General features: G+C 66.0%; 8 protein-coding genes and 1 pseudogene. All 9 read right to left on the minus strand.

Annotated elements, in window-relative coordinates; translation table 11 throughout:
* Positions 1-22 precede the first annotated feature (22 nt).
* The 9 genes and pseudogenes from pepE to IPJ87_03205 all read right to left on the minus strand — a co-directional run bounded on the left by pepE (position 23) and on the right by IPJ87_03205 (position 25,743).
* Positions 23-730 carry a dipeptidase PepE gene (gene pepE, locus IPJ87_03165; protein ID MBK7940867.1) on the minus strand — a complete coding sequence of 236 codons (708 nt, stop codon included), beginning with the start codon at positions 728-730 and terminating at the stop codon, positions 23-25.
* Between the two features lie 3 nt (positions 731-733).
* Positions 734-2,956: a DUF1573 domain-containing protein gene (locus tag IPJ87_03170; protein ID MBK7940868.1), complete on the minus strand. Its 2,223-nt coding sequence runs from the start codon at positions 2,954-2,956 to the stop codon at positions 734-736.
* A complete protein-coding gene (locus tag IPJ87_03175) occupies positions 2,953-3,966 on the minus strand; it encodes a PorP/SprF family type IX secretion system membrane protein (GenBank protein MBK7940869.1) in 1,014 nt (337 codons plus the stop codon). Before IPJ87_03175 ends, IPJ87_03170 begins: the two co-directional genes overlap by 4 nt.
* Before the next feature lie 4 nt (positions 3,967-3,970).
* Positions 3,971-7,501 carry a gliding motility-associated C-terminal domain-containing protein gene (locus IPJ87_03180; protein ID MBK7940870.1) on the minus strand — a complete coding sequence of 1,177 codons (3,531 nt, stop codon included), beginning with the start codon at positions 7,499-7,501 and terminating at the stop codon, positions 3,971-3,973.
* A 56-nt stretch (positions 7,502-7,557) separates the two neighbouring features.
* Entirely contained in the window at positions 7,558-9,747 is a 2,190-nt protein-coding gene (locus tag IPJ87_03185) for an OmpA family protein (GenBank protein MBK7940871.1), read from the minus strand.
* Positions 9,747-10,415, minus strand: coding sequence for a type IX secretion system membrane protein PorP/SprF (locus IPJ87_03190; GenBank protein MBK7940872.1), 669 nt, complete (start codon positions 10,413-10,415; stop codon positions 9,747-9,749). The genes IPJ87_03185 and IPJ87_03190 overlap by 1 nt, the downstream gene beginning before the upstream one ends.
* A gap of 1 nt (position 10,416) precedes the next feature.
* Positions 10,417-10,662 (minus strand): annotated as a pseudogene (locus IPJ87_03195) (type IX secretion system membrane protein PorP/SprF).
* Positions 10,663-10,667: 5 nt separating this feature from the next.
* Positions 10,668-14,567 carry a gliding motility-associated C-terminal domain-containing protein gene (locus IPJ87_03200; protein ID MBK7940873.1) on the minus strand — a complete coding sequence of 1,300 codons (3,900 nt, stop codon included), beginning with the start codon at positions 14,565-14,567 and terminating at the stop codon, positions 10,668-10,670.
* The gene (locus IPJ87_03205; protein ID MBK7940874.1) at positions 14,554-25,743 is read right to left on the minus strand and encodes an HYR domain-containing protein; all 11,190 of its coding nucleotides are present in this window, start codon (positions 25,741-25,743) and stop codon (positions 14,554-14,556) included. Before IPJ87_03205 ends, IPJ87_03200 begins: the two co-directional genes overlap by 14 nt.
* Between the last annotated feature and the right edge of the window lie 11 nt (positions 25,744-25,754).

The raw sequence follows: 25,754 nt of genomic DNA on the forward strand, positions 1-25,754 counted from the left end.
AAACATAGCGGCGCGGCGACCGTCAGTGGCCGGCCAGGTCCACGCGCAGATCGGCGCCCTCGGCGAGCTCCACCGCGTCGGTCCCGGCACGGAACAGGCGTGCGGGACGGCCCACGAGCCGCATCCGCTCGTCGGTCACGTGCAACAGGGAACCTTCGCGCAGGCCGATCACACGGCGTTGCGGGTTCGCCACCAGGAACTCGGCCAGCCGCTGGTCGCGGGTCTCGCCACCATGACCTTCCAGCCGGGCATCGGTGTAATGCGGGTTGATCTGGAACGGCACCAGGTCGAGCGCGCGGAAGCTGGGCGGCTCGGTGATGGGCATGTCGTTGGTGGTCATGATCGTGGGGCAGGCCACATTGCTTCCCGCGCTCCAGCCGACATAGGGCATGCCCTCGCGCACCCGGCGGCGGATGGCGCGCAGCAGATCGTGCTTGTACAGCAGCCGCAGCAGCTGGAAGGTGTTGCCCCCGCCCACCGCGACGGCGTCGGCCGCGTCCACCACGGCCGCGGGATCGTCGCTGCGATGCACGCTCTCCAGGGTGTGGCCCAGTTCGGCGAAGGGTGCGGCCACCGCATCGGCATAGGCATCGAAGGTGAAGGTGACGGCGGCGTAGGGCACGAAGGCGATGCGCGCGGGTGCGGGCAGAAAGGCGGACAGGTGCGGACGGGGCCACTGCATGAAGGGCTCGCCGGGAAGCGTGGAATTGCTCAGCAGCAGGAGTCGCATGGGTCAGTCGGGCACCATGGTGCCGGTGATGGTGAGGAAGATCTCCGACGGTTCGCCGTCGGTGAGCACGCGGACGCGCCGCATCATGGCCCCTTCCTGCGCACGGCCGTTGAAGGTGATGTCCAGGGAGGTGCTGCCGCCCGGAGCGATCAGGTTCGCGGTCGGCTTTGCCGTGGTGCATCCGCAGTCGGACTCCACCTCGATCAACAGCAGTGGTCGTGTTCCGCGGTTATGCAGATGGAAGCGCAGTTGTTGCTCCGCGCCGATGGGGATGCGGCCCAGGTCCACCAGGGTGCGGTCCACCTGCACGGTGACGCCTTCGGCGGGGACCTCGAGCAGTTGTTCGATCTCGATGCGGCGCTCCCGCGCGGCCTCCACGCTGTACACGGACCGCTGCACATCGCCCAGTGCATCGCTCACTCCCGTGGCGGCCTTCTCCTCACCGAAGGGCGCCGGGGTGATGGTGAGCAGGCCGCCGTTCGGAGCGGTGCCTTCCAGGAACGGGATGAAGAAGCCGCCGTCAATGCTGCGCAGATGGTTCACCACGCTCTGGATGCGGCGCAACGACAGGTTGGCGTTGTAGTCGCTCTTGGCCAGCGGGCTGGCGAAGCCGCGCACGACGAGCTCGATCCGCTGACCTTGTTCCATGGCTTCGCGCAGCACCACGGCGGCGGCGTTCAGGTCGTCCAGTCCCTTGCGCACCTCCTCGATGAAGAAGCGTTCAAAAGCGGCCGCGGCGGCCGGATCATGCAGCTCGGCACGGTAGCGCGGCAGCAGCGCTTCGTAGTCCGTGAAGGTGGCCGGATAGCTGCGGTCCGTGGTCTTCTTCCAGCTGCGCGGGTCGGGCTCGTCGTTATGGAAGTAGAGGCGTACGGGCAGCTTGCTGCGCAGGTCCGCCAGCCGTTGCCGGGTGCTGTGCACGGTGTCGGCCGGCGGCGGTGGCTCCTGGGCCACCAGCGGGGCGGGCAGGCGCACCCGGTAGATGTCGCTGCAGCAGGTCTCGCCCTTCTTCGCCAGGGAACCCACGCGGTTGCTGGTGAGATAGCCCACGCCCGTGCGGCCGTCCATCACGGGGTAGAGGTCGTTCGCAGGGCTGTTCACGGGCACCCCCGCATGCAGCGGAGCGCCGAACACGTCGTCCTGCCGGGTGCTGGTGAAGATGTCGTATCCACCGATGCCCGGAAGGTGGTCGGAACTGAAGGAGAGCGTGCCGCTGGCGGGGTCGAAATGCGGGCAGGTCTCGTTGCCGCGGGTGTTCACCGCACCGGGCAACGGATAGAGGTCCGTGACCGTACCGCCTTCCAGGCGGCCCCACCAGAGGTCCATGCCGCCCACACCGCCGGCGCGGTCGCTCGTGAAGAAGAGGCGTTCCACGCCGTCCACCGAAGCCACCATCGGCTGTGTATGATGGCCATCGCCCAGGCCCTCCAGCGGACGGACCTCGCCCGAGGCCAGGTCCTGTACCACGATGCCGCAGTCGCCGTTCACACAGCGAGTGAAGTGGAAGCGGCGTCCATCGAGGCTCCAGCTGCCGTTCGCGCGGTCCTCGCCCGGCACGCTGTCCGGGTAATGCGCGGGGCTCGACCAGGCCTCACCGGCCGCTGCGCTGCGGTAGATGGCCACATGGTAGGCGTTGGTGTCCACCACGGTGTTGTCATCGGCCAGCTCGCCGCGCAGCGAGCTCAGGACCAGCGCCCCGGAGCTGTCCGGCCGGGCGGCGAACTCGCTCGCGAAGCTGTTCAGCGGCTCGGGCAGGTGCTCCACGCTGATGGTGGGGGTACTGCGCGCCAGGCTGTCGGCGAGGGCGCAGCCACGGATGGCATTGGCCGCACGCTCCGCCGTGCGCGATCCCCTGTCCTTCTCCTTCTGCAGCACCTTTCGCCAGGTGGCCAGCGCGGCTGAGTGATCGCCGGCGCAGAGCTGCATCTCACCCTGCCAGCGCAGGGCGTCGGGGTACTGCCGTCCCATGTCCTTCCGGTACACGCGGTCGTACAAGGCGGCGGCCTCGGGGTATTGATCGCTCAGGCGGCAGGCCTCGGCCTGTTTCCATTGCAGGGCCATGCGACCGGGTTCGCGCTTCAGGGCTTCACCATAGAAGCGTGACGCACCGTAGTGGTCGCCGCGCGCGAAGGCGGCATCGCCCCAGGCGATCCACTGGGCGAGCCCCTGGCCGAACAGGGCCGTGGGCAGGAGCAGCAGCAGCAGCAGCGTGTGGCGCTTCCTCATAGCTGATGCGGACAGGCTTTGAACCGGGCCGGTACCGACGGCCGGCGGCGGAACACGCGGGTCACCGTTACTTCAAAACCGCCCCGGTTGCGGCTGGCGGGCACCAGGTCGCTGGTGTTGATGTCGTAACTGAGCCCGGCGGTCCAGTCGTCGTACTCCAGTCCGGCGTAGATCGTTCCAGCATCGGCCGCGCGGTAGCTGCCGCCCATCCGCAGGGCGCGCAGGGTGCCGAAACGGTCCACCAGGATGTAGCGCAGCATCACGCCGAGCAGCAGCTCCCGGAACCTCCCCTGGGCCATGTATTGCATGTTCGGCAGCAGGTCGAAGCTGGTGCTCAAGGGCAGCTGGCCGATGACATGGAACGTGGTGCGCAGGTCCAGCGGTTCGGGCGGGCTGCCCAGGAAGCCGATGCGCGGGCGCGTGAGGTTGAACACGCCCAGGCCTGCCTGGATCAACTGGCGGTGCGCGGGACGGAAGCGGTAGGCCACACCGGCATGCAGGTCGGGATGCACGAGCGAGGCGCGTTGGAAGTCCTCGTTCGTGGCCAGGCTGGGGTCGTGGTAGAACCCGTTGTACTGGGCGTCGAAGCTCAGCTGGTCGTCGTTCAGGCTCAGCGCGGTGAAACCCAGCTGCATGCCGGCGGTGACGGCATGCCGCCCGCTGCCCGGGGCCAGCGTCCAGCTGGGGCCCACGCCCAGCTGGAAGGTGTTCAGCCGCGAGTCGCCCGCGTTGTCGTTGAAGAGCCAGAGCCCCACACCGAGGCCCCGCTTGCCGAAGGCGTTGGCCGCGTCATAGCCGAGGCCGAAGATGCGGTAGGGACGGGTGACCGCACGCCATTGCTGCCGGAAGATGGCGTGCACCCGATGGTCGCCGTCGAAGGCTCCGATCAGCCCCGGGCTTGTGGCCAGCGGCGTATGAAAGAACTGCGTGAAATGGATGTCCTGCGCGTGCGCACCATCGGACCACGCGAGCAGCAGGGTGGCGAGGGCCGGAAGGAGAATGCGGCGCATCGGATCAGCGGATCACCGTGACGTTGCCCTTCTTGAACAGCTCTTGCCCATCGGCGCAGCGCACCCGCAAGTGGTAGACGAAGACGGCCGGGTCCACCGCCTTGCCGTTGTACGTCGCATCCCAGCCGATGGCCTGGTCCGTGGTCTCGAACACCTTCTCGCCCCAGCGGTCGAAGACCTTGAACTCCAGGTCGGTGATGAAGCGTCCGCGCACGAACAGCACATCGTTGTTGCCGTCGCCGTTGGGGGTGAGGGCATTGGGCACGAAGATGTCGGGTTCGTCGCAGTTCAGTTCATATACGGTGACCAGCACGGAGTCCGACTTGGTGCAGATGCCGTCGCTCACCGTCACCACGAACCAGGTGCTGGTCGTCACCACGGCGGTGGGCGCGGCGATGGCGGGGTTGCTCACCGTGGTGGGCGTCCAGCTGTAGGTGACACCCGAGCCCGGTGTGGCGTTGAGCTGCACCTGCGTACCGGACACCACGATGGGTTGATCGACGGTGGCGTTGACGTCTGCGGCGTTCACCGGGCTCACCTCCACCGTCACCGTGCCCGACCACGAACAGCCGCTCGGCGCGGTCACCGTGACACTGAAGACGGTGGTCTCCGATGGGGCCACGGTGGCGATGGGGGTGCCCTGGCCGGCCAGGACCTCCGCGGCGGGGCTCCAGGTGATGACGGACCCGGGGTCGGCGCCGATCAGCACCAGTTGGGCCTGTTCGTCGGCACAGATCAGCTGGTCCGGGGACAGGGAGATGATCGCCAGCGACACGGTCACCGTCACACTGTCGGTCACCTGGCAGCCCCCGGCATCGGCCCGTACATGGTAGGTGCCGCCGATCGCCGGTTGCACCAGGGCGGTGCTGTCGGCCGAGGTGGCGTTCAACATGTCGGTGAACTGGGCGTTGGTGCTCCAGTGCCAGTTGGTCGCCGTGCCGTTGCTGGTGGCCGTGAGCAGGAAGGAGCCGAGCGGGCCGCAGAGCGTGGTGTCGGGCATGGCCTGCACCAGAGGCGCGGCGTCCACCACCACCACGGTGAAGGAGGTCTGGTCCTCGGCGTTGCAGCTGTTGGGGTCGAAGGCCGTGAGCGTCACGATGTAGTTCCCCGGGCCTGGGTACAGGTGCGTGGGTTCCACCAGCGTGGAGCTGTCGCCGTCGCCGAACTCCCAGAGATAGGTGGCCCCGTTGCTGAAGTTGGCGAAGTCCACCGGCGTGTTCGCGCACACCGTGTCGGGGGCATTGCCGGCGGCCACGACCAAGGGGGCGTCGAAGTCGAACTTGAACACGCCATTGTTGCAGTTCGGGCTGTTGTTCGTCGGGCTCCACGCTCCGGGGTCGGGCTCGATCGGGAAGTCCGAGTTGCCGCCGCAGCCGGCGCACACGCTCTGGTACACGCGCCCGCGGCGGTCGAAGCGGCTCGTTCCGCCGTCCACATGTTCGCTGCTCGCGATCCCACCGAAGTAGGTGGCATAGGTCAGCGCGCTCATGTCCACCTCGAACACGGCGAGGTAGAAGTCGTTGCCCGTGGTGGTGCCTTGGTAGGCGTCCGGGGTCACCGGCAGCCCTGTGGTGGTCATGGGCGGGCCGATGCCGATGTTGCTGCCCCAGCCGCTCACGTAGAGCTTGTCGCAGTAGTCGACCAGGAAGGCGGTGGGGCTGATGGACGGTGTGCCGTTCGCCAGCCCGAAGCGGGAGCCCAGCACCCAGCTCTGGAGGTCGGGGCTCAGCTTGGCGATGAACTGGCCGCCGTTCGGCACGTTGTACGGGGCGTTGAGGATGAGCTGCCCGACGGGGGCCTGGGTCTGTCCGAACAGGAACACGTTCTGCTGGTCGTCCAGGTCGGCGAAGTAGGCCTGATCGTAAGCGTTGGAACCGTAGAAGGTGCAGGCCTGCACGGTCGATCCATCCGCGGACAAGCGGGCGGCGAAGGCATCTGCAAGGCCACCCTGGTAGCTGCCTTGGTAGGCGTTCGAGGTCACCGGAAGGTCGGTGCTGTTCGTGCCCCCGCAGATCAACAGGTCGCCGTTGGCGAACAGTTCACCGCCGAAGACGGCGTCCGCGTTCCCTCCGCCCAGGAAGGTGCTCCACACCAAAGAGCCAAGGTCGGAGGTCAGCTTAGTGATCACACCATCATGGGTGCCCGCTCCGAACCCGGTCTGCGCAGCGTTCGGGCTCACGGGATAGTCGCTGGACTGGGTGCAGCTCATCACGATCACGCGGCCCGCATCGTCCAACAGGATCTCGCCGCGCATCTCGTCGGCGTAGTTGAACTTCAGCGCCGGAGCGCTGTTGTGACCGTCGTTCTGCGTACCGCCGAGGAAGGTGGCGGCGAGCAACTGGCTGCCATCTGCGCTCAAGCGCGCGACCAGCATGTCGCTGCCGCTCGGGTAGCTCACCCCGATGCCTTGTGGGGTGTACGTGGAGCCTCCGGCGAAGGTGGGCTGGAAGGCCCCGGTGCTCACCGGATGGTCCGGCGAACCTGTAGTGCCCAGGATGAAGACCTCATCGTTGGCGTTCACGATCAGGCTGTGCGGGAGGTCATCACCCTGTCCGCCCAGCATGGTGCTCCACACCAGGAAGGTGCCGGAGGTGTCGTACTTCGTGATCGCCATGTCCGTACCCACGATGGTGCCCTGCCCGTCGCCGCCGTTCCAGGTGGTCTGGTAGGCGCCGATGGTGGTGGGGTAGCCGCTGCCGAAGCTGGAACTTCCACTGTACAGGAAGCCCAGGTCGTCGAAAGTGGCCGTGTAGCCGAAGTTGTCCGTGGTGGCGCCCGAATAGGTGCTGAACTCCAGCGTGGGGTCGATGATCAGCTCATGCCGCGGGTCGTAGGGGCCAAGGGCATAGCCGATGCGGCCGTTCTTCAGGCGGTAGCCACAGCTTACAGGCACCTGCCGGCCGGCGATCACCTGGTAGGCCAGCGGGATGCGCTCCACCACGGGTCCGAGGGCGGTGCCGATCACCAGTTGTCCGTCCTGGATGCGCAGGCCATCAGCCCCTTCATAGCGAAGGTGCAGGCCGGCCGGGTCGGCGCCGGGCGCCAGGTGCAGATCGTACTTCAAGCCATTGGAGGTGGTGGTCAGCTGCAGGGCGATCCCCGGAGCGATGGCGCTCCATTCCACGGTGGAGAACGAGCGGGCGTTGCTTCCCCAGCGCGCGGGATCGTTGCCCAGGAAGAAGTGGTGGAGCCCCGGCTGCTGCTCGTGGCCTTTGGTGCGCGGGCTGGTCGTGGCGTCGGCGAAGTGCAGACGCAGAACGTGGTGGGGGATCACGGGGCGGCGGTCGCTCACCGGCGCTCCGCCCTCATGGGCGTGGGCCGCGTGCACCTCGCGCGCATCGAACCGGTCGATGAGCAGGGCGTTCCGTTCGCACCAGACGGTGGCTCCGGGCACATCCGCCTTGAAGTGGACGGCCTCCGGCCATTGCCCCTTGTTCTCCACGAACCGGACGCGTTCCTGCGGAAGCATCCGATGGGACGTGAGCGCGAGCACGCTGAGCGCCAGCGCCCTGGTCCAGGGAAAAGGTGAAGGCATCGAGCGAAAGTAGCGATAGCAGGACGTGTCCTGCCCGCTCGATGTTGCTCGGAGGCCTACTTGGTGATGCGGGCCTGGTCCTCCTGGGGGACGTTCAGGCGGAACTCCACGCGGCGGTTCTTGGCGCGTCCGGCCTCGCTGATATTGGAGGCAATGGGCCGGGCCTCGCCATGGCCGAGGGGCACGAGGCGGTCGGCAGCGATGCCCTGCCGGGTGAAGTGCTCCAACAGCGCTTGGGCCCGCTTGTCGCTCAACTCGCGGTTGTAGGCGTCGCGGCCGCGGTCATCCGTGTGCGCCTCGATCACCAGGGTCACACGCGGATGCTTGTTCAGCAGCTCGGTGATCTTGGCGAGCGAGGGCTCGAACCCTGGGTCGTAGTTGGCCGAGTTGGTGGCGAAGTACACGGTCGAGGCCCGCACCACGGTGTTGTTCAGGTCCTCTGCGGCCACCAGGCCCAGCATGCTCAGGTCGACCACTTTGTCCACATTGAGGGCCATCACCTCGGCATCCAGGAAGGTGAGTTGCTTCACCTTCTGGTAGAGGTCGTACACCTCGGCCAGTGTCTTGGCCTCACCCACTGAGTAGGTGTAGACCCCACGTGCGGGGTCGAATCGTTCGATCACGGGATAGTGCTTGCGGATCTCGGTGAACATCGGGTCGTCGAGGGAACGACGCTCCTTGCTGGCGAACAGTTCCACGGAGAAGCGGACGTCCACGCCCTCCTTCACTGCCAGCTGGAATTGATCGAACGGAAGCGCTTGGTAGTTGAATTCACGCGTCACGCCCTTGGCATCCTTGTAGCTTGCCAGCACGGGTTCATCCTCGGTATCCACGAACCGCTGGATCACAGCGATGGGTTTGGTGACACATCGGCTCATCAGCCGCCCGGTGGCGCGCTCCGTGCCCAGGATGTCGAGCTGCACCAGCTGATCGCCGACCGCGCCGAACCGATGCTGGGCCAGTGGACCTGAGACCTCCTTCCCGTCCGGGAAGCGCCAGCGTACGTCCTCGACCACCCATTCGGGCAGGTAGGTATGACGGGCATCCAGCAGCACCGGCCTATCGGTCCTGGCGGAATCCAGCGCGGTGATGTAAGGTTGGTGCACCTCATCGATGATCAGCTGCCGCTTGGCTGCGGTGAAGAAGACGGAGTTCGAAGTGGTATCGACCAGGTCCCGATGAACGATGTAGATACCCGGACGGGCATAGCAATGCTCGGCCACATCGCCCATGATCCGTGTGCCATCGCCCAGATCCCAGGCGTAGCGCAGCGGAAGGCCCTGCACTTCGGGGTCCACCGGCTCGCTGAACTGGTAGCAGAAATTGTTGGTCTCCTGCGGGCGGCAGTCCGCGAAGCGGGGCACCGTGCGCATGAACAGGAAGATCTCGTCACCCCCGTTGCGGTCGCTGCTGAAAGCCCCGGATACGTCCGTGGCGAAGCTCGTGTACCCCAGGTCGTTGGCCGCCGAGTTCACAGGCTCCGGCAGGTGAACGGGGCGGTCCCAGCCCTTGCCGCTGGGCTCAGCGGAAAGGATGTCCAAACGACCAGGACCACCTTCCCGGTCACTGCTGAAATAGAGTCGGCCGCTGGCATGGAGGAAGGGAAACACTTCGTTCTCCGGACCGTTGATGGTGGGCCCCAGATTCAATGGCAGGCTCCAAGACCCATCCTCGCGCTCGCACTCGTAGAGGTCCATCCCGCCTTGTCCGCCTGTCAGGTCCGCCGCGAAGATCAACCGCTTGCCGTCAGCGCTAAGGGTGGGGTGCATGATCCGGTGCTCGAGGTTGTTGAACGGGAACGGTTCAGGGGTCGTCCATCCGTCGCCTTCCGCACGGGCGAAGAACAGGCCGATGCCACCACTGGCCCGCTTCAGCTCCCTGAGCGTGCCGGGGGTGTCCAGGTTCCGCGTGAAACAGATGGTCCGCCCATCAGCGGTGAAGCTAGCCGGACCGTCGTTGAGGATCGTGTTGAGCGCGGGGCCCATGGACGCGGTCGGCACCGTGCCGGTGGCCGAATAGGGCACGGAGAACAGGTCCGCGAGCGGCTTCTCGCTCTCGGCCTGCTGGATGCGGACGGCCTGGTCGCCTTCGCGCAGGGTGCAGAACACCAGGGTGCTGTCCCGAAGGGCCGGGGCGTAGTCCTCCCCCTGCGGCCGGATCTGCGCCGGGCGCACCTCATAGGTCCATTGGGCGGCCACGGAGGTGGCGCACACCAAAGCGCAGAGGACGGTGGATGTACGGGCCATCAGAAATAGCGCGGGTCTTTTACGCGGATCCTGTATCCGAGTTCGTATTGGAGCATTATTTCATGTGTGCCGCTGTGGTACGGTGTGATGGCCGATAGCCCCAGGTCGTAGCTGTAGCCGATCCGCCATTGTTGCGTGGGCATCACCTCGAACATGCCGACCAGGGCGTCCTGCGTCCGGTACGACAGGCCCGCCGTGAAACGGTCCTTGAAGAACACGTTCATGTTCAGGTCGGCCTGCACGTTCGAGCTGGACTGGTACCGGATGAGGGTGCTGGGTTTCAGTTTAAGGTCGTTGGAGACCTTCCACACGTACCCGCCGGTGATCATGGGCTGCAGTTGGCGCAGGTCGGCCGAGGCCACCCAGCGACCGTTCGCCGCATCGAACCTCCGGCCCAGCAGAAAGGGGACCGAGGCTCCCATGAAGAAGGTCTTCTTGTAGTAGAACACGCCGCCGCTGAAGGTGGGCCTGAACGAGCCCCGGGTGTCCGCGGCATAGACGGCGTCCTGCCGGTCCTGGAGGGCCACCTCCGTCCATCGCGCCTGGGCGAAGATGGCGCCCGCCCCAAGGCCGAACGAAAGCCGGCCCTTGCGGAACTTCACGCGGTACGAGTAGTTGGTGGTCAGTCCCGTCTCGCGGCTCACCCCGATGCGGTCCGAGTAGAGCATGGCCCCCCAGGCCGAGCTTCCGGCCTTTGAGGGGAGAGTGCACGCTGAGGACCTGGGTCACCGGTGCACCTTCCATGCCCACCCATTGATGTCGGTAGGTGAGGTTCGCTGCGAACGCGTCGCGGCTTCCCGCGTAGGCCGGGTTGATCAGCAGGCCATTGAAGAGGTACTGACTCGTGATGGGCGTATGCTGCGCGTGGGCGGCAAGGCTCAGGGCGAGGCACAGCAGCAGGATGGAATGACGCATGCTCCTTACCGCTTGATGATCAAGTAGCCGTTGTACGTGCGTTCCTCATCCAGGTTCAGGACGAAGAAGTAGGTGTCGTCGATGAGCGGGATCCCGTTGCCACCGCGACCGTCCCAGCTGTTGTCGTAGCCGCGCTGGGCGAACACGGGCCGACCCCAGCGGTCGAAGACCTTCAGCTCGTTGGTCGGGAAGGCCTCGATGCCGGTGACCTCGAACGTGTCGTTCACGCCATCGCCGTTGGGCGAGAATCCCTGTGGCACGAACACGTCCAGGACGGTGACCTGCACGGTGTCGCTCGAAGTGGCGCATCCGGAGATGGAGGCGGTGAGGACAAAGGCGTTGGTGCCCAGAGCCAGGCCGAGCACATCGGTCGTCGTCCCATCGGGCGTGGCCAGATGCCCCTCGCCGGCGATGCGTGTCCACAGCACCTCGGCACCGGGTTCGGCCTGTCCGGACAGGGTGGTGTTGGTCACCATGGCCAGTTCCTGGTCCTCACCGGCGTTCACGAACAGGGCGGTGCCGGGTTCGTGGAACACCACGGTCACCGAGTCGATGGCGACACAAGGCGCCTGGCCCACGGTCCACAGGAAAGTGTATGTGCCGGGCGACGGTACGGCCACGTTCGCGTTCGGGGCGGTGGGGTCGTCGAACGTGCAGCCCATCGGCGCGCTCCAGGTGCCGCCCGCCTGGAGGACCAGGGCCTCAAGCTGCACCATCGTGCCGCAGACGGTGGTGTCTGCGCCTGCATCGGCCAGGGGGCCGGGCGTCACCAGCAAGAGCTGCTCCAGCTCGGCCGTACAGCTGCCGTTGAGCACGGCATAGGTCACGGCGAAGGTGCCGGGTCCCACGCCGGGGTCGAAGCCCGAGCCGGTGACCCCGGTGCCGGTCCAGGATCCACCGGCCGTGCCGGTGACAAGGGCGGCGAGGTCCACGGGGCCTTGCTGCACGCAGATGCTGCCGGGCTGCGTCCACTGTGGGTCGGGCAAGGTGTCGATGGACAGGGTGTCGGCGCTCACCGCCGGGCATGTGCCGGGGATGCTGTGCGTGATGAGGTAGGTGCCCGGAGCACTGTTGCCGATGTCGATGGACCCGGTGGACGGATCGAGGGCGAGACCAGCGGTGCTTTGGAAGGTGCCCGCCGTATCCGCCACCCACGGGGTCACGGTCCCGGTGTTCTCACAGTAGGCGGAAGCGGCATAGGCGAAGGAGGCGTCCACCACCAGGTGAGAACCGATGCAATTGCAGTTCGCGTCCCAGGTGTCATTGAGGGTGCAACCATCCCCATCATCGCAGGCCGTACCCGGCATGGCTGAGCCGTTGAGCACGCCGAGGCAGTCGGTGCAGGTGGTGTTCCAGAGCGGGTCGGAGGGGCCGTTCGCATAGCACACACCGCAGGCATCCTGCTGTGCACTGCCGCCCGGCACGCCGAGGCAGTCGAGCAGCTGACCCACGCAGGTGCAGTTGGCATCCCAGGTGTCGTTGCCGGTGTTCGCGTTGCCGTCATCACAAGGGGTGCCGGGCAGGGCGGTGCCGTTGGGGACGCCCAGGCAGTCGAGCATCACCGGCGTGCCGACGCAGGCGCAGTTGGCGTCCCAGGTGTCGTTGTTGGTGTTGGCGTTGCCGTCGTTGCAGGCAGTGCCCGGGAGGGCGCTGCCGCCCGGCACGCCGAGGCAGTCGATCAGCTGACCCACGCAGGTGCAGTTGGCATCCCAGGTGTCGTTGCCGGTGTTCGCGTTGCCGTCATCACAAGGGGTGCCGGGCAGGGCGGTGCCGTTGGGGACGCCCAGGCAGTCGAGCATCACCGGCGTGCCGACGCAGGCGCAGTTGGCGTCCCAGGTGTCGTTGTTGGTGTTGGCGTTGCCGTCGTTGCAGGCAGTGCCCGGGAGGGCGCTGCCGCCCGGCACGCCGAGGCAGTCGATCAGCTGACCCACGCAGGTGCAGTTGGCATCCCAGGTGTCGTTGCCCGTGTTCGCGTTGCCGTCGTTGCAGGCAGTGCCCGGCAGGGCGCTGCCGCCCGGCACGCCGAGGCAGTCGATCAGCTGACCAACGCAGGTGCAGTTGGCATCCCAGGTGTCGTTGGTGGTGTTGGCATTGCCGTCATTGCACGCCGTGCCCGGCAGGGCGCTGCCGCCCGGCACACCGAGGCAGTCGAGCAGCTGACCGATACAGGTGCAGCCGGGGCTCCATGTATCGTTGCCCGTGTTGGCGTTGCCATCATCGCAGGGTGTGCCTGGTAGGTTCGGTCCACCGAGAATGCTGAGGCAATCGGCGGGTTGACCGACACAGGTACAATTGGCATCATACGAGTCACTGATCGTATTGCTGTCACCATCATCACAGGCGGTGCCCGGCAGGGCGGTGCCGTTGGGGACGCCCAGGCAGTCGAGCATCACCGGCGTGCCGACGCAGGCGCAGTTGGCATCCCAGGTGTCGTTGCCCGTGTTCGCGTTGCCGTCGTTGCAGGCAGTGCCCGGGAGGGCGCTGCCGCCCGGCACGCCGAGGCAGTCGATCAGCTGACCCGCACAAACGCAGTTGGCATCCCAGGTGTCGTTGCCCGTGTTGGCGTCGCCGTCGTTGCAGGCAGTGCCCGGGAGGGCGCTGCCGCCCGGCACGCCGAGGCAGTCGATCAGCTGACCAACGCAGGTGCAGTTGGCATCCCAGGTGTCGTTGGTGGTGTTGGCCAGGCCGTCGTTGCAGGCGGTGCCCGGCAGGGCGCTGCCGCCCGGCACACCGAGGCAGTCGAGCAGCTGACCGATACAGGTGCAGCCGGGGCTCCATGTATCGTTGCCCGTGTTGGCGTTGCCATCATCGCAGGGTGTGCCTGGTAGGTTCGGTCCACCGAGAATGCTGAGGCAATCGGCGGGTTGACCGACACAGGTACAATTGGCATCATACGAGTCACTGATCGTATTGCTGTCACCATCATCGCAGGCGGTGCCGGGAAGGGCGGTGCCGTTGGGGACGCCCAAGCAGTCGAGCGTCACCGGTGTGCCGACACAGGCGCAGTTGGCGTCCCAGGTGTCGTTGGTGGTGTTGGCATTGCCGTCGTTGCAGGCGGTGCCCGGCAGGGCGCTACCGCCCGGCACGCCGAGGCAGTCGATGAGCTGACCCGCGCAGACGCAGTTGGCATCCCACAGGTCGTTGCCGGTGTTGGCGTTGCCGTCGTCGCAGGCGGTGCCCGGCAGGGCGCTACCGCCCGGCACGCCGAGGCAGTCGATCAGCTGACCTGCGCACACGCAGTTGGCATCCCACAGGTCGTTGCCGGTGGTGGCCAGGCCGTCATCGCAGGCAGTGCCGACGAGAGCACTACCGCCTGGTACGCCGAGGCAGTCGATGAGCTGACCCGCGCAGACGCAGTTGGCGTCCCACAGGTCGTTGCCGGTGGTGGCCAGGCCGTCATCGCAGGCGGTGCCCGACAGGGCGCTACCACCCGGCACGCCGAGGCAGTCGATCAGCTGACCCGCGCAGACGCAGTTGGCATCCCAGGTGTCGTTGCCCGTGTTCGCGTTGTTGTCGTTGCAGGCGGTGCCCGGCAGGGCGCTACCACCCGGCACGCCGAGGCAGTCGATCAGCTGACCCGCGCACACGCAGTTGGCGTCCCACAGGTCGTTGCCGGTGGTGGCCAGGCCGTCATCGCAGGCGGTGCCCGACAGGGCGCTACCACCCGGCACGCCGAGGCAGTCGATCAGTTGACCGGTGCACACGCAGTTGGCATCCCAGGTGTCGTTGCCCGTGTTGGCGTTGTTGTCGTTGCAGGCGGTGCCGGGCAGGGCGCTACCACCGGGCACGCCGAGGCAGTCGATGAGCTGACCCGCGCAGACGCAGTTGGCATCCCACAGGTCGTTGCCGGTGTTGGCGTTGCCGTCGTCGCAGGCGGTGCCCGGCAGGGCGCTACCACCCGGCACGCCGAGGCAGTCGATCAGCTGACCCGCGCACGCAGTTGGCGTCCCACAGGTCGTTGCCGGTGGTGGCCAGGCCGTCATCGCAGGTGGTGCCCGGCAGGGCGCTACCACCCGGCACGCCGAGGCAGTCGATCAGTTGACCGGTGCACACGCAGTTGGCATCCCAGGTGTCGTTGCCCGTGTTGGCGTTGTTGTCGTTGCAGGCGGTGCCGGGCAGGGCGCTACCACCGGGCACGCCGAGGCAGTCGATGAGCTGACCCGCGCAGACGCAGTTGGCATCCCACAGGTCGTTGCCGGTGTTGGCGTTGCCGTCGTCGCAGGCGGTGCCCGGCAGGGCGCTACCACCCGGCACGCCGAGGCAGTCGATCAGCTGACCCGCGCACACGCAGTTGGCGTCCCACAGGTCGTTGCCGGTGGTGGCCAGGCCGTCATCGCAGGCAGTGCCGACGAGAGCACTACCGCCTGGTACGCCGAGGCAGTCGATGAGCTGACCCGCGCACACGCAGTTGGCATCCCAGGTGTCGTTGCCGGTGGTGGCCAGGCCGTCATCGCAGGCGGTACCGACGAGAGCACTACCGCCCGGCACGCCGAGGCAGTCGATCAGTTGACCGGTGCACACGCAGTTGGCATCCCAGGTGTCATTGCCCGTGTTGGCGTTGTTGTCGTTGCAGGCGGTGCCGGGCAGGGCGCTGCCGCCCGGCACACCGAGGCAGTCGTTCAGCTGACCCGCGCACACGCAGTTGGCGTCCCACAGGTCGTTGCCGGTGGTGGCCAGGCCGTCATCGCAGGCGGTACCGACGAGAGCACTACCGCCCGGCACGCCGAGGCAGTCGATCAGCTGACCTGCGCACACGCAGTTGGCATCCCACAGGTCGTTGCCGGTGGTGGCCAGGCCGTCGTTGCAGGCGGTGCCTACGAGCGCAGAGCCGCCGGCTATGCCCAGGCAGTCGATCAGCTGACCCGCACAAACGCAGTTGGCATCCCAGGTGTCGTTGCCCGTGTTCGCGTTGCCGTCGTTGCAGGCAGTGCCCGGGAGGGCGCTGCCGCCCGGCACGCCGAGGCAGTCGATCAGCTGACCAACGCAGGTGCAGTTGGCATCCCAGGTGTCGTTGGTGGTGTTGGCATTGCCGTCATTGCACGCCGTGCCCGGCAGGGCGCTGCCGCCCGGCACACCGAGGCAGTCGAGCAGCTGACCGATACAGGTGCAGCCGGGGCTCCATGTATCGTTGCCCGTGTTGGCGTTGCCATCATCGCAGGGTGTGCCTGGTAGGTTCGGTCCACCGAGAATGCTGAGGCAATCGGCGGGTTGACCGACACAGGTACAATTGGCATCATACGAGTCACTGATCGTATTGCTGTCACCATCATCGCAGGCGGTGCCGGGCAGGGCGGTGCCGTTGGGGACGCCCAGGCAGTCGAGCATCACCGGCGTGCCGACGCAGGCGCAGTTGGCATCCCAGGTGTCGTTGCCCGTGTTCGCGTTGCCGTCGTTGCAGGCAGTGCCCGGGAGGGCGCTGCCGCCCGGCACGCCGAGGCAGTCGATCAGCTGACCCGCACAAACGCAGTTGGCATCCCAGGTGTCGTTGCCCGTGTTCGCGTTGTTGTCGTCGCAGGCGGTGCCCGGCAGGGCGCTACCGCCCGGCACACCGAGGCAGTCGATCAGCTGACCTGCGCACACGCAGTTGGCATCCCAGGTGTCGTTGCCCGTGTTCGCGTTGTTGTCGTTGCAGGTGGTGCCCGGCAGGGCGCTACCACCCGGCACGCCGAGGCAGTCGATCAGCTGACCTGCGCACACGCAGTTGGCATCCCACAGGTCGTTGCCGGTGGTGGCCAGGCCGTCATCGCAGGCGGTACCGACGAGAGCACTACCGCCTGGCACACCCAGACAGTCGATCAGCTGACCGACGCACACGCAGTTGGCATCCCAGGTGTCGTTGCCGGTGTTGGCGTTGCCGTCGTCGCAGGCGGTGCCCGGCAGGGCGCTACCACCCGGCACGCCGAGGCAGTCGATCAGCTGACCCGCGCACACGCAGTTGGCGTCCCACAGGTCGTTGCCGGTGGTGGCCAGGCCGTCATCGCAGGCAGTGCCGACGAGAGCACTACCGCCTGGCACACCCAGACAGTCGAACAGCTGGCCCGCGCACACGCAGTTGGCATCCCACAGGTCGTTGCCGGTGGTGGCCAGGCCGTCATCGCAGGCGGTGCCCGGGAGGTCCGATCCGCCCGGCACGCCGAGGCAGTCGATCAGCTGACCCGCGCACACGCAGTTGGCGTCCCACAGGTCGTTGCCGGTGGTGGCCAGGCCGTCATCGCAGGCAGTGCCGACGAGAGCACTACCACCCGGCACGCCGAGGCAGTCGATCAGCTGACCCGCGCAGACGCAGTTGGCATCCCAGGTGTCGTTGCCCGTGTTCGCGTTGTTGTCGTTGCAGGCGGTGCCCGGCAGGGCGCTACCACCCGGCACGCCGAGGCAGTCGATCAGCTGACCTGCGCACACGCAGTTGGCATCCCACAGGTCGTTGCCGGTGGTGGCCAGGCCGTCATCGCAGGCGGTGCCGACGAGAGCACTACCGCCTGGCACACCCAGACAGTCGATCAGCTGACCGACGCACACGCAGTTGGCATCCCAGGTGTCGTTGCCGGTGGTGGCCAGGCCGTCATCGCAGGCGGTACCGACGAGAGCACTACCGCCCGGCACGCCGAGGCAGTCGATCAGTTGACCGGTGCACACGCAGTTGGCATCCCAGGTGTCGTTGCCCGTGTTGGCGTTGTTGTCGTTGCAGGCGGTGCCGGGCAGGGCGCTACCACCGGGCACGCCGAGGCAGTCGATGAGCTGACCCGCGCAGACGCAGTTGGCATCCCACAGGTCGTTGCCGGTGTTGGCGTTGCCGTCGTCGCAGGCGGTGCCCGGCAGGGCGCTACCACCCGGCACGCCGAGGCAGTCGATCAGCTGACCCGCGCACACGCAGTTGGCGTCCCACAGGTCGTTGCCGGTGTTGGCCAGGCCGTCATCGCAGGCAGTGCCGACGAGAGCACTACCGCCTGGTACGCCGAGGCAGTCGATGAGCTGACCCGCGCACACGCAGTTGGCATCCCAGGTGTCGTTGCCGGTGGTGGCCAGGCCGTCATCGCAGGCGGTACCGACGAGAGCACTACCGCCCGGCACGCCGAGGCAGTCGATCAGTTGACCGGTGCACACGCAGTTGGCATCCCAGGTGTCGTTGCCCGTGTTCGCGTTGTTGTCGTCGCAGGCGGTTCCGACCAGCGCGGTGCCGCCGGGGACTCCGAGGCAGTCGATCAGCTGACCCGCGCAGACGCAGTTGGCATCCCAGGTGTCGTTGCCCGTGTTCGCGTTGTTGTCGTCGCAGGCGGTTCCGACCAGCGCGGTGCCGCCGGGGACTCCGAGGCAGTCGATCAACTGACCCGAACAGACGCAGTTGGCATCCCAGGTGTCGTTGCCCGTGTTCGCGTTACCGTCGTTGCAGGCGGTGCCGGGCAGGGCGCTACCACCGGGCACGCCGAGACAGTCGATCAGCTGACCCGCGCACACGCAGTTGGCATCCCACAGGTCGTTGCCGGTGGTGGCCAGGCCGTCATCGCAGGCGGTACCGACGAGAGCACTACCGCCCGGCACGCCGAGGCAGTCGATCAGCTGACCTGCGCACACGCAGTTGGCATCCCACAGGTCGTTGCCGGTGGTGGCCAGGCCGTCATCGCAGGCGGTGCCCGACAGAGCACTACCGCCTGGCACACCCAGACAGTCGATCAGCTGGCCCGCGCACACGCAGTTGGCATCCCACAGGTCGTTGCCGGTGGTGGCCAGGCCGTCATCGCAGGCAGTGCCGACGAGAGCACTACCGCCTGGTACGCCGAGGCAGTCGATGAGCTGACCCGCGCAGACGCAGTTGGCATCCCAGGTGTCGTTGCCCGTGTTGGCGTCGCCGTCGTTGCAGGCGGTGCCCGGCAGGGCGCTACCACCCGGCACGCCGAGGCAGTCGATCAGCTGGCCTGCGCACACGCAGTTGGTGTCCCACAGGTCGTTGCCCGTGTTGGCGTTGTTGTCGTTGCAGGCGGTGCCCGGCAGGGCGCTACCACCCGGCACGCCGAGGCAGTCGATCAGCTGGCCTGCGCAGACGCAGTTGGCGTCCCAGGTGTCGTTGCCCGTGTTCGCGTTGTTGTCGTTGCAGGCGGTGCCCGGCAGGGCACTACCGCCCGGTACGCCGAGGCAGTCGATCAGTTGACCGGTGCACACGCAGTTGGCATCCCAGATGTCGTTGCCGGTGAGCGCGTTGCCATCGTCGCAGGCGGTTCCGACCAGCGCGGTGCCGCCGGGGACTCCGAGGCAGTCGATCAGCTGGCCTGCGCACACGCAGTTGGCATCCCAGGTGTCGTTGCCCGTGTTCACGTTGTTGTCGTTGCAGGTGGTGCCCGGCAGGGCGCTACCACCCGGCACGCCGAGGCAGTCGATCAGCTGACCCGCGCACACGCAGTTGGCATCCCACAGGTCGTTGCCGGTGGTGGCCAGGCCGTCATCGCAGGCGGTACCGACGAGAGCACTACCGCCCGGCACGCCGAGGCAGTCGATCAGCTGACCTGCGCACACGCAGTTGGCGTCCCACAGGTCGTTGCCGGTGGTGGCCAGGCCGTCATCGCAGGCGGTGCCCGACAGGGCGCTACCACCCGGCACGCCGAGGCAGTCGATCAGTTGACCGGTGCACACGCAGTTGGCATCCCAGGTGTCGTTGCCCGTGTTGGCGTTGTTGTCGTTGCAGGCGGTTCCGACCAGCGCGGTGCCGCCGGGGACTCCGAGGCAGTCGATCAGCTGACCGACGCACTGGCACGACGCATTGATCACATCGTTCGCTGTACCGGGGTCGCCGTCGTCACAGGGAGAACCAGGCTCAGCCTGCCCGCATCCGCACAGTCCTGGAGAGGTCTTGTTGGGGTCGTTCGGACAACCATCGATGCAGTCAGCAGTGCCATCGGCATCCGTATCCGTATCGGCCACACCACAACCGCAAAAGCCTGGCGCGATCTTGTTCACATCGAATGGGCAGCCATCCGAGCTGTTCGATACATATCCCACTGGTTGTGCGCAAGCCAGCACTGAGGTCGCTGGGTCTCCGGCGTTGTCACCGTCCTGGTCCGCATAGTAGAGGATCGCGCTGGTCTCGGTCACTTGCACCACCGCGCTGTGCGCTGCGCATCCCGGGCCACCGGCCACGGTATACGTGTATGTGCCGGGGCCATCGACCGCAGGGTCATAGACACCGCTGTGCGCCGCGTTGGCCGGGTTGTTCCAGCTGCCACCGGGTGCCGGTGTGCCGTTCAACGAATCGATGAGGTTCACGGGCGCCGCGTTGCTGCAGATCGATAGCGAGCCGTTCGTTCCAGCCCAGGGTGCCTGGGTGATGGTCACATTCGCCGTGGTGCTGAAATCCGGGCACGCGCTGGTGGCCGGAATCGAGTAGGTCACGGTGTAGGTGGCACCCGTTGAAGTGGATGCGCTGCTGCCCGGTACGATCTGACCCGTTGAACCGTCCAGGGTGAGTCCGGCAGGCGTAGCGGTGAAGCTTCCACCCGCAGTTCCGCTGAAGGTCACGGCCTGCGGCCCAGTGTTGTTGCAGTAGGGCCCTGCGTATGCGATCGACGCATCGGGGGCCTGCTCGATGGTCAGCGAGGTGCTCGTGCTGAACGCTGGGCAAACGCCTGAAGCGGGAATGGTATAGGTCACCGTGTACGTGTCGGGGCTGGCCGCGGTGAGGTCCACGTTGCCGGTGGTGGAGGAGAGCCCGCTGAGCGAAGGGACGGCCGTGAACGTTCCGCCGGTGGTGCCGGTGTGCGTCATCGTCGCCACCGCCTCACTGCTGCAGAACGGTGAATCGGCATAAGAGATCACTGCCGTGGGTGCTGCCACCACTTCGATCGTGAACCCGTCATGCGATGTGCAAGCGCCCGCGAAGACGTAGTCGAGCGTGTGCAGACCTGGTGAAGCGACCGAAGGATCGAAGGCGCCGGTGGTAGTGTTGATCGTGCCGTTCTGGTTCGCATCACTGAACACGCCGCCAGCTGGTGAGGCGATGCTCGGAAGGATGGGCGCCGAGCCCTGGCAGATGCTCGTGATCGAATAAGCGATGTCGACCGCGGTGGCCTGCACCACCACATCGAATGAGCATGTGTCGGTGTTCGCACCGTCGCTGGCCGTGTACGTGATCGTCGTGGTGCCGATCGGGAAGCTGCTGGCGGATGGCAGGCCGGCAGTTTGAGAGATGGTCGCGCCCGGGCAGTTGTCTGTAACGCTGGGTGCCATCCATGATGCCGTTGCATTGCACGCCCCTGGGTTCGCGGTCACCAGCATGTTCGCCGGACATCCGTTGATGGTGGGCGCGATGTTGTCATTGACCACCACGTTCTGTGCGCAGCTCGCTGAGTTGCCCGCGGCGTCAAAAACGGTCCAGGTGACCACCGTGGTTCCGACCGGGAAGCTGCTGGGAGCATCGTTCTCGATGCGGAAAATGCTACAAGCGTCAGTTACGACCGGCGCACCCAGAACCACGCCCGTAGCGGAGCACTGTGCGTTCGTCGTCGTGGTTACGTTGGCAGGGCAAATGATCGTGGGTGGGGTCTGGTCGAGGAGGGTGAGGGGGCTCGTGCAGGTGCTGCTGTTACCGATCAGGTCAGTTACTGTCAATGCAACAGCGGACGTGTAGTGGGCAATGATGCTAACGTTGTCAGCACCGTAGTTCATGTTCCTTTCTTCGGCCGGACCGCCACCCACGCGACCGAAGGCCAATCGCACGGTCTGTCCAGGTGCGATGGTGAGCGATACATCATGGGTCAAGCCACGGGCAGAAAGTCCGCGCAGATCCATCTCCGCATCGGTCAACCAGCGCTGCGTGTCCGCAGGATCGGACACCAGGGCGTTCGTCAGCGTTGGGCTGGTGGCAATGGCGCTGCCAAAGGATAGTGGTCCCGGACCGTCCGTATCGAAGTACCACTGGAGCTGGGCCGAACGCGGTGTTGTGTTCGTAAGGCGGACATAGGGCACTTCCATGTCATAACTGACGGTCAGGCCGTGGATAGGTCTGGTCGAACTATTGGTCAATTCGATCTGCCAGCGAGCCGTATTGCCGCTTGCGGTACGATTGACCGTAAGGCAGCGATCCGGACTGGCGGTTGCGAAGGACCAGAACTCGTCGAATGTTCCTCCGTTCGCCCCTTGCACACCTACGTTCACGAATCCTGTGGCCGTCTGTTCGTCCGTGGGAGAGCACAGGTTGATGTCCGTGTTGAAGTCGTTCCGGTAAAGGAGCGCTGTTGTGAGGTCACTACAGGTGGCGCTTGCCGGGATGACGGTATAGGCAAGGGACCCGGCTGGCGTGCAGTTGTCGGACGACCCATTGTTCACCATGCCAGCGGTAATGGTCGCACTTCCTGACAAATCGATCGGCAGCGTAACAGGAGCACAGACCGCAGTTGGGGGGGTGTTGTCCGCAACGTTCACCACAAAGGAGCAGCTATCGCTTTGGCCACCTTGGGATACAAGCAGTGTGATCAGGTGCGTTCCGATCCCTCGCGCGGTTCCCGGAGCGGGCGATTGCGTGACCACCAGACCAGCATTGCCGCTGCAGTTGCCGTTCACCGTGGCGCTGGTGGTATAATCGGGCAGTGCCACTGTGCAGGCTGTGCCGGCATTGAGTTGTGCAATGAGGTTGGGACACGTGATCGTCGGCGCGTTGGCATCTGCCACATCCAAGCTCCAGAAGCAAGTGTCTTGGGTGAAGCTGTCGTCGCGGTGGATCTCCATCAACTCATGCAGGCCAGGAGCGAATGCGTGGTTGGTCTGACCGGTTACGTCCTGCCACACGATATTCCCGGCCTCTAGGATGAAGGTGCGGTGATCGCTCTCTGTATCAGCATCACAATTGTCGGTGCTTTCGATGGTTGGGAAAGTGTACAGGTGCTCGCAGCTGTTCGGGTCGGTGTTCACTGCAATGGTGCCCGGACCCGGGCAGTTGTCGAATACCGGCGGATCGCTGTCGATGGTCACCACCGTCATCGGGCATGAACCCATGCGCCCGGAAGCATCTGTTGCAGTGATACGGATGATGTCGCCGGCTTGCACCAGACTGCCGATCGGGACATCCTGCCCCATGACGGGCGGGTTCGTGCAGTTGTCTGTGGCGGTGAGGAACATGCCGCTCACGTCGGGCACCTCGGCTTTGCAGGAAACGCCGGCAGGCAGGCTGATCGTCCCGGGACAGGTCACCACGGGATCCTCATAGTCGCCCACGATGATGCTGAATGTGCACGTGCTCGTGTTGCCCGAAGCGTCCACGGCCTGGTAGGTGACCAGCACGGTATCCGGTGTCCACCAGCCGCTGCTCGGGCCTGCGATCTGCGTCCAGGTCGGGTTGGGATCGCAGTTGTCGGTGATCAGGGTATCCACATCAGCACCCCAGGGCAGGGTCACGTTGGTGCCGCATGCTCCGGGGTCACTGTTGTAGGAGGTGGAGAGGTTGCAGTTGAACACCGGGGCTATGGTATCCAGCACGTTCACCTGCCAGTTGCAGACGGCAATGTTCCCGGAGGCATCCGAGATGGTGTCCGTGAACGTGTGCGTGCCGGGACCAAGGAGCAGCACCGTTCCACCAGGGAGAATCACATCCTCATCGATCGCGATGGCCGTGCCATTAACTGCCAGGACATTGCCATTCGAGATGATGTTGACGCCGCCAGGTGCAGGTATTAGGCAGTTGTCGGAGCTCGCGATCAGTGGAACGGTGTACGCTACCGTGCAGCCCGAGCTCGGCACGTAGAGCGTGGTGAGCGGGGGAGGACATACCGCGGTCGGCGGCTCGGTGTCCTCCACGATCACGGTCGCCACCGCGCTGGTTTCGGTTCCGCACAGACCTCCATCGATCACCACACGGAAAAGCATGGTGCCGGTGATGCCGGACCAGGCCAGGGTAGCGGAAGTCTCGGTGATCGGGAGCCAGATGGTGCCGTTGGCGCTGCGCTCCCAGCGCAGAATGATGCCCGAGTGCCCGCTGAGCGTAAGGGTTCCACTAGCCCCGGGGCAAAAGGTGCCACCGCCAGCGATGCTGCCACCTACCGGCGTGGGCAGGACCACGATGGTGCGCGAATGCGTGTACGTGCATCCACCCGCCACCACTGTGTAGGTGACCGCGTAGCTGCCCGCAGCGCCGGGCGTGAAGAGGCCCGCCGAGGTCACGTACGGCCCGCCGCTCCAGGTACCGCCGGAGTAGGTGCCGCCCAGGTAGCGGAGCGCATCCAGATGGAAGCCGGTGTAAAGTGCTGAGCTATGGCGCTGCACCCTGATGAAGCGCGCGTTCGCCGGTACGGGGTAATTCGTCGTGATGAACGATCCGCTGGTGGTGCTGTAGGTGGTCGCAGCGCTCCATGTGACTCCATCAAGCGAGCTGGAAACGAGCATGCGCGCCTGGATGAGGTTGGTCTGGCTGCGCCAAGTGAGGGCAACCGCCTCGCCAACTGTTACCGTATCGCCCAGATCAAGCACTTCCCAACCGCTCACGCTATTGAAGTAGGCACCGAGGCTGTTCGGAGCTCCAAGGGCCTCCTGGGGAGATGTCACATTCGAGCTGGCGACCACCGAATCCGCGAAGGCCACCAGGTAGTTGTTCAGGTCAACCGGAGCGGAATTCGAGCAGAACGGCCCCGGCTGGGCGAAACGCGCCGGGTTGTTGCTCACGCTGCTCCACACCGGATCGGTGAAGCTGGCGGTGAACAAGTTGGTGCCGTTGGTGCCAGGGTAGGTGTTGCTGCCGAGCGTGAGGCCATCCTCGTACCAGCCGCCTGTGATCACATTGCCATTGCCCACAGCGGCGATCGCCAGGGGCCATTCATCATCCGTGCTCAGTTCTCGATCATACCATACAGCTGTGCTGTCGCTGTTGAAGCGCGCGATGCAGATGTCGGAGTTACTTCCGCCGCCGATCACCGTGCCGCCATCGGTGGTCACCGTACCAGAGAGCGCGCCGGCCACATGGATCTGCCCGTTGCGCCCCACCGACACGTCGTAGCCATCGGCGCCATGCGCAATGGAGCTCGACGCGGTGCGCACCCAGTTGGTGGTGCCGGTCGTGGTGCTCAGCGAGGCGAGGAACCAGTAGTCATGCACACCGGTGATCGTGCGTGTGATGCCACCGGGGAATACGGAACTGTTGTGGCTGTGGCCGGTGATGTACACACCGCTGCAATGCACGGCCACCCCGTTGCACTCGGCGTCCGAGTCGCCCGGGTTGTCGATCATCCTCACCCAGACGGGTGTGCCGCTAAGGCTCACCGCCGAGGCGAACAGCGCGTTCGTGTTCGTGGTGCTCGCGCTCGTGAGCGATGCGCCCAGGCTGCTCTGCCACGAGATGGCATTACCCACAGTGCCGCCCACCACGTACACGTTCGAGGCATCTGCGGCAATGCGCTCCGTGAGGATGTCGTCGTTGGACGAACCCGTCAGCGACCACTGTAATGTGCCTGCGAGGTTGTAGGCGTTGAGGTAGGCGTAGGTCCTGCCAACCACCGCCCCGGAGATCAGGGGCACGCCGCTCACGGTGGCTTGATGCGTGTATGAACCGTAGGCTACCAATGTGTTGCCCGCGAACACCACGCCGGTGCCTTCATCCCATTGTGTACCGCCGATGTTCTTCGACCATTGGAATGCGCCCGATGCGTCGTAGGCGGCGATGAAGGCATCGCTCTGCCCGGTATTCGGCAGGCTCAGGGCGGGGATGGCGGCGTCGTTATAGCCGGTTACCACCACAAGACCCGAGAGCGCTACAGCCACGCCCATGCCGGCATCTTCCTGCGTGCTCCCGAAGCCCCGGCTCCAGAGCAGGTTGCCGTTCGGGTCCAGCTTGGCCACGAACGCATCCACCGATCCGCCGTCCGTCGCGGGAAGGCCATACGGAGCAACCGTGGCGGCCACGGCCTTGTATGCGCCCGTTACATAGATGTTCCCCGTAACGGGCTCAATAGCGATGTCGCGCACGTACTCCGTATTCCCGGCGTCCAGCGTGCGCACCCAATTCCAGGTGGGGCCTTGAGCGGTCGAGAGGGCGGGCGCACCTGCGATCAGCAGGGCGGCCAGGCTTGGCGCGAAGCGCGCCCTTCCTACATGAAGCCGGAGAGTGTCGGCCATGGGTGAGGCGT

Source organism: Flavobacteriales bacterium, assembly GCA_016713875.1.
GTDB lineage: Bacteria > Bacteroidota > Bacteroidia > Flavobacteriales_F > PHOS-HE28 > PHOS-HE28.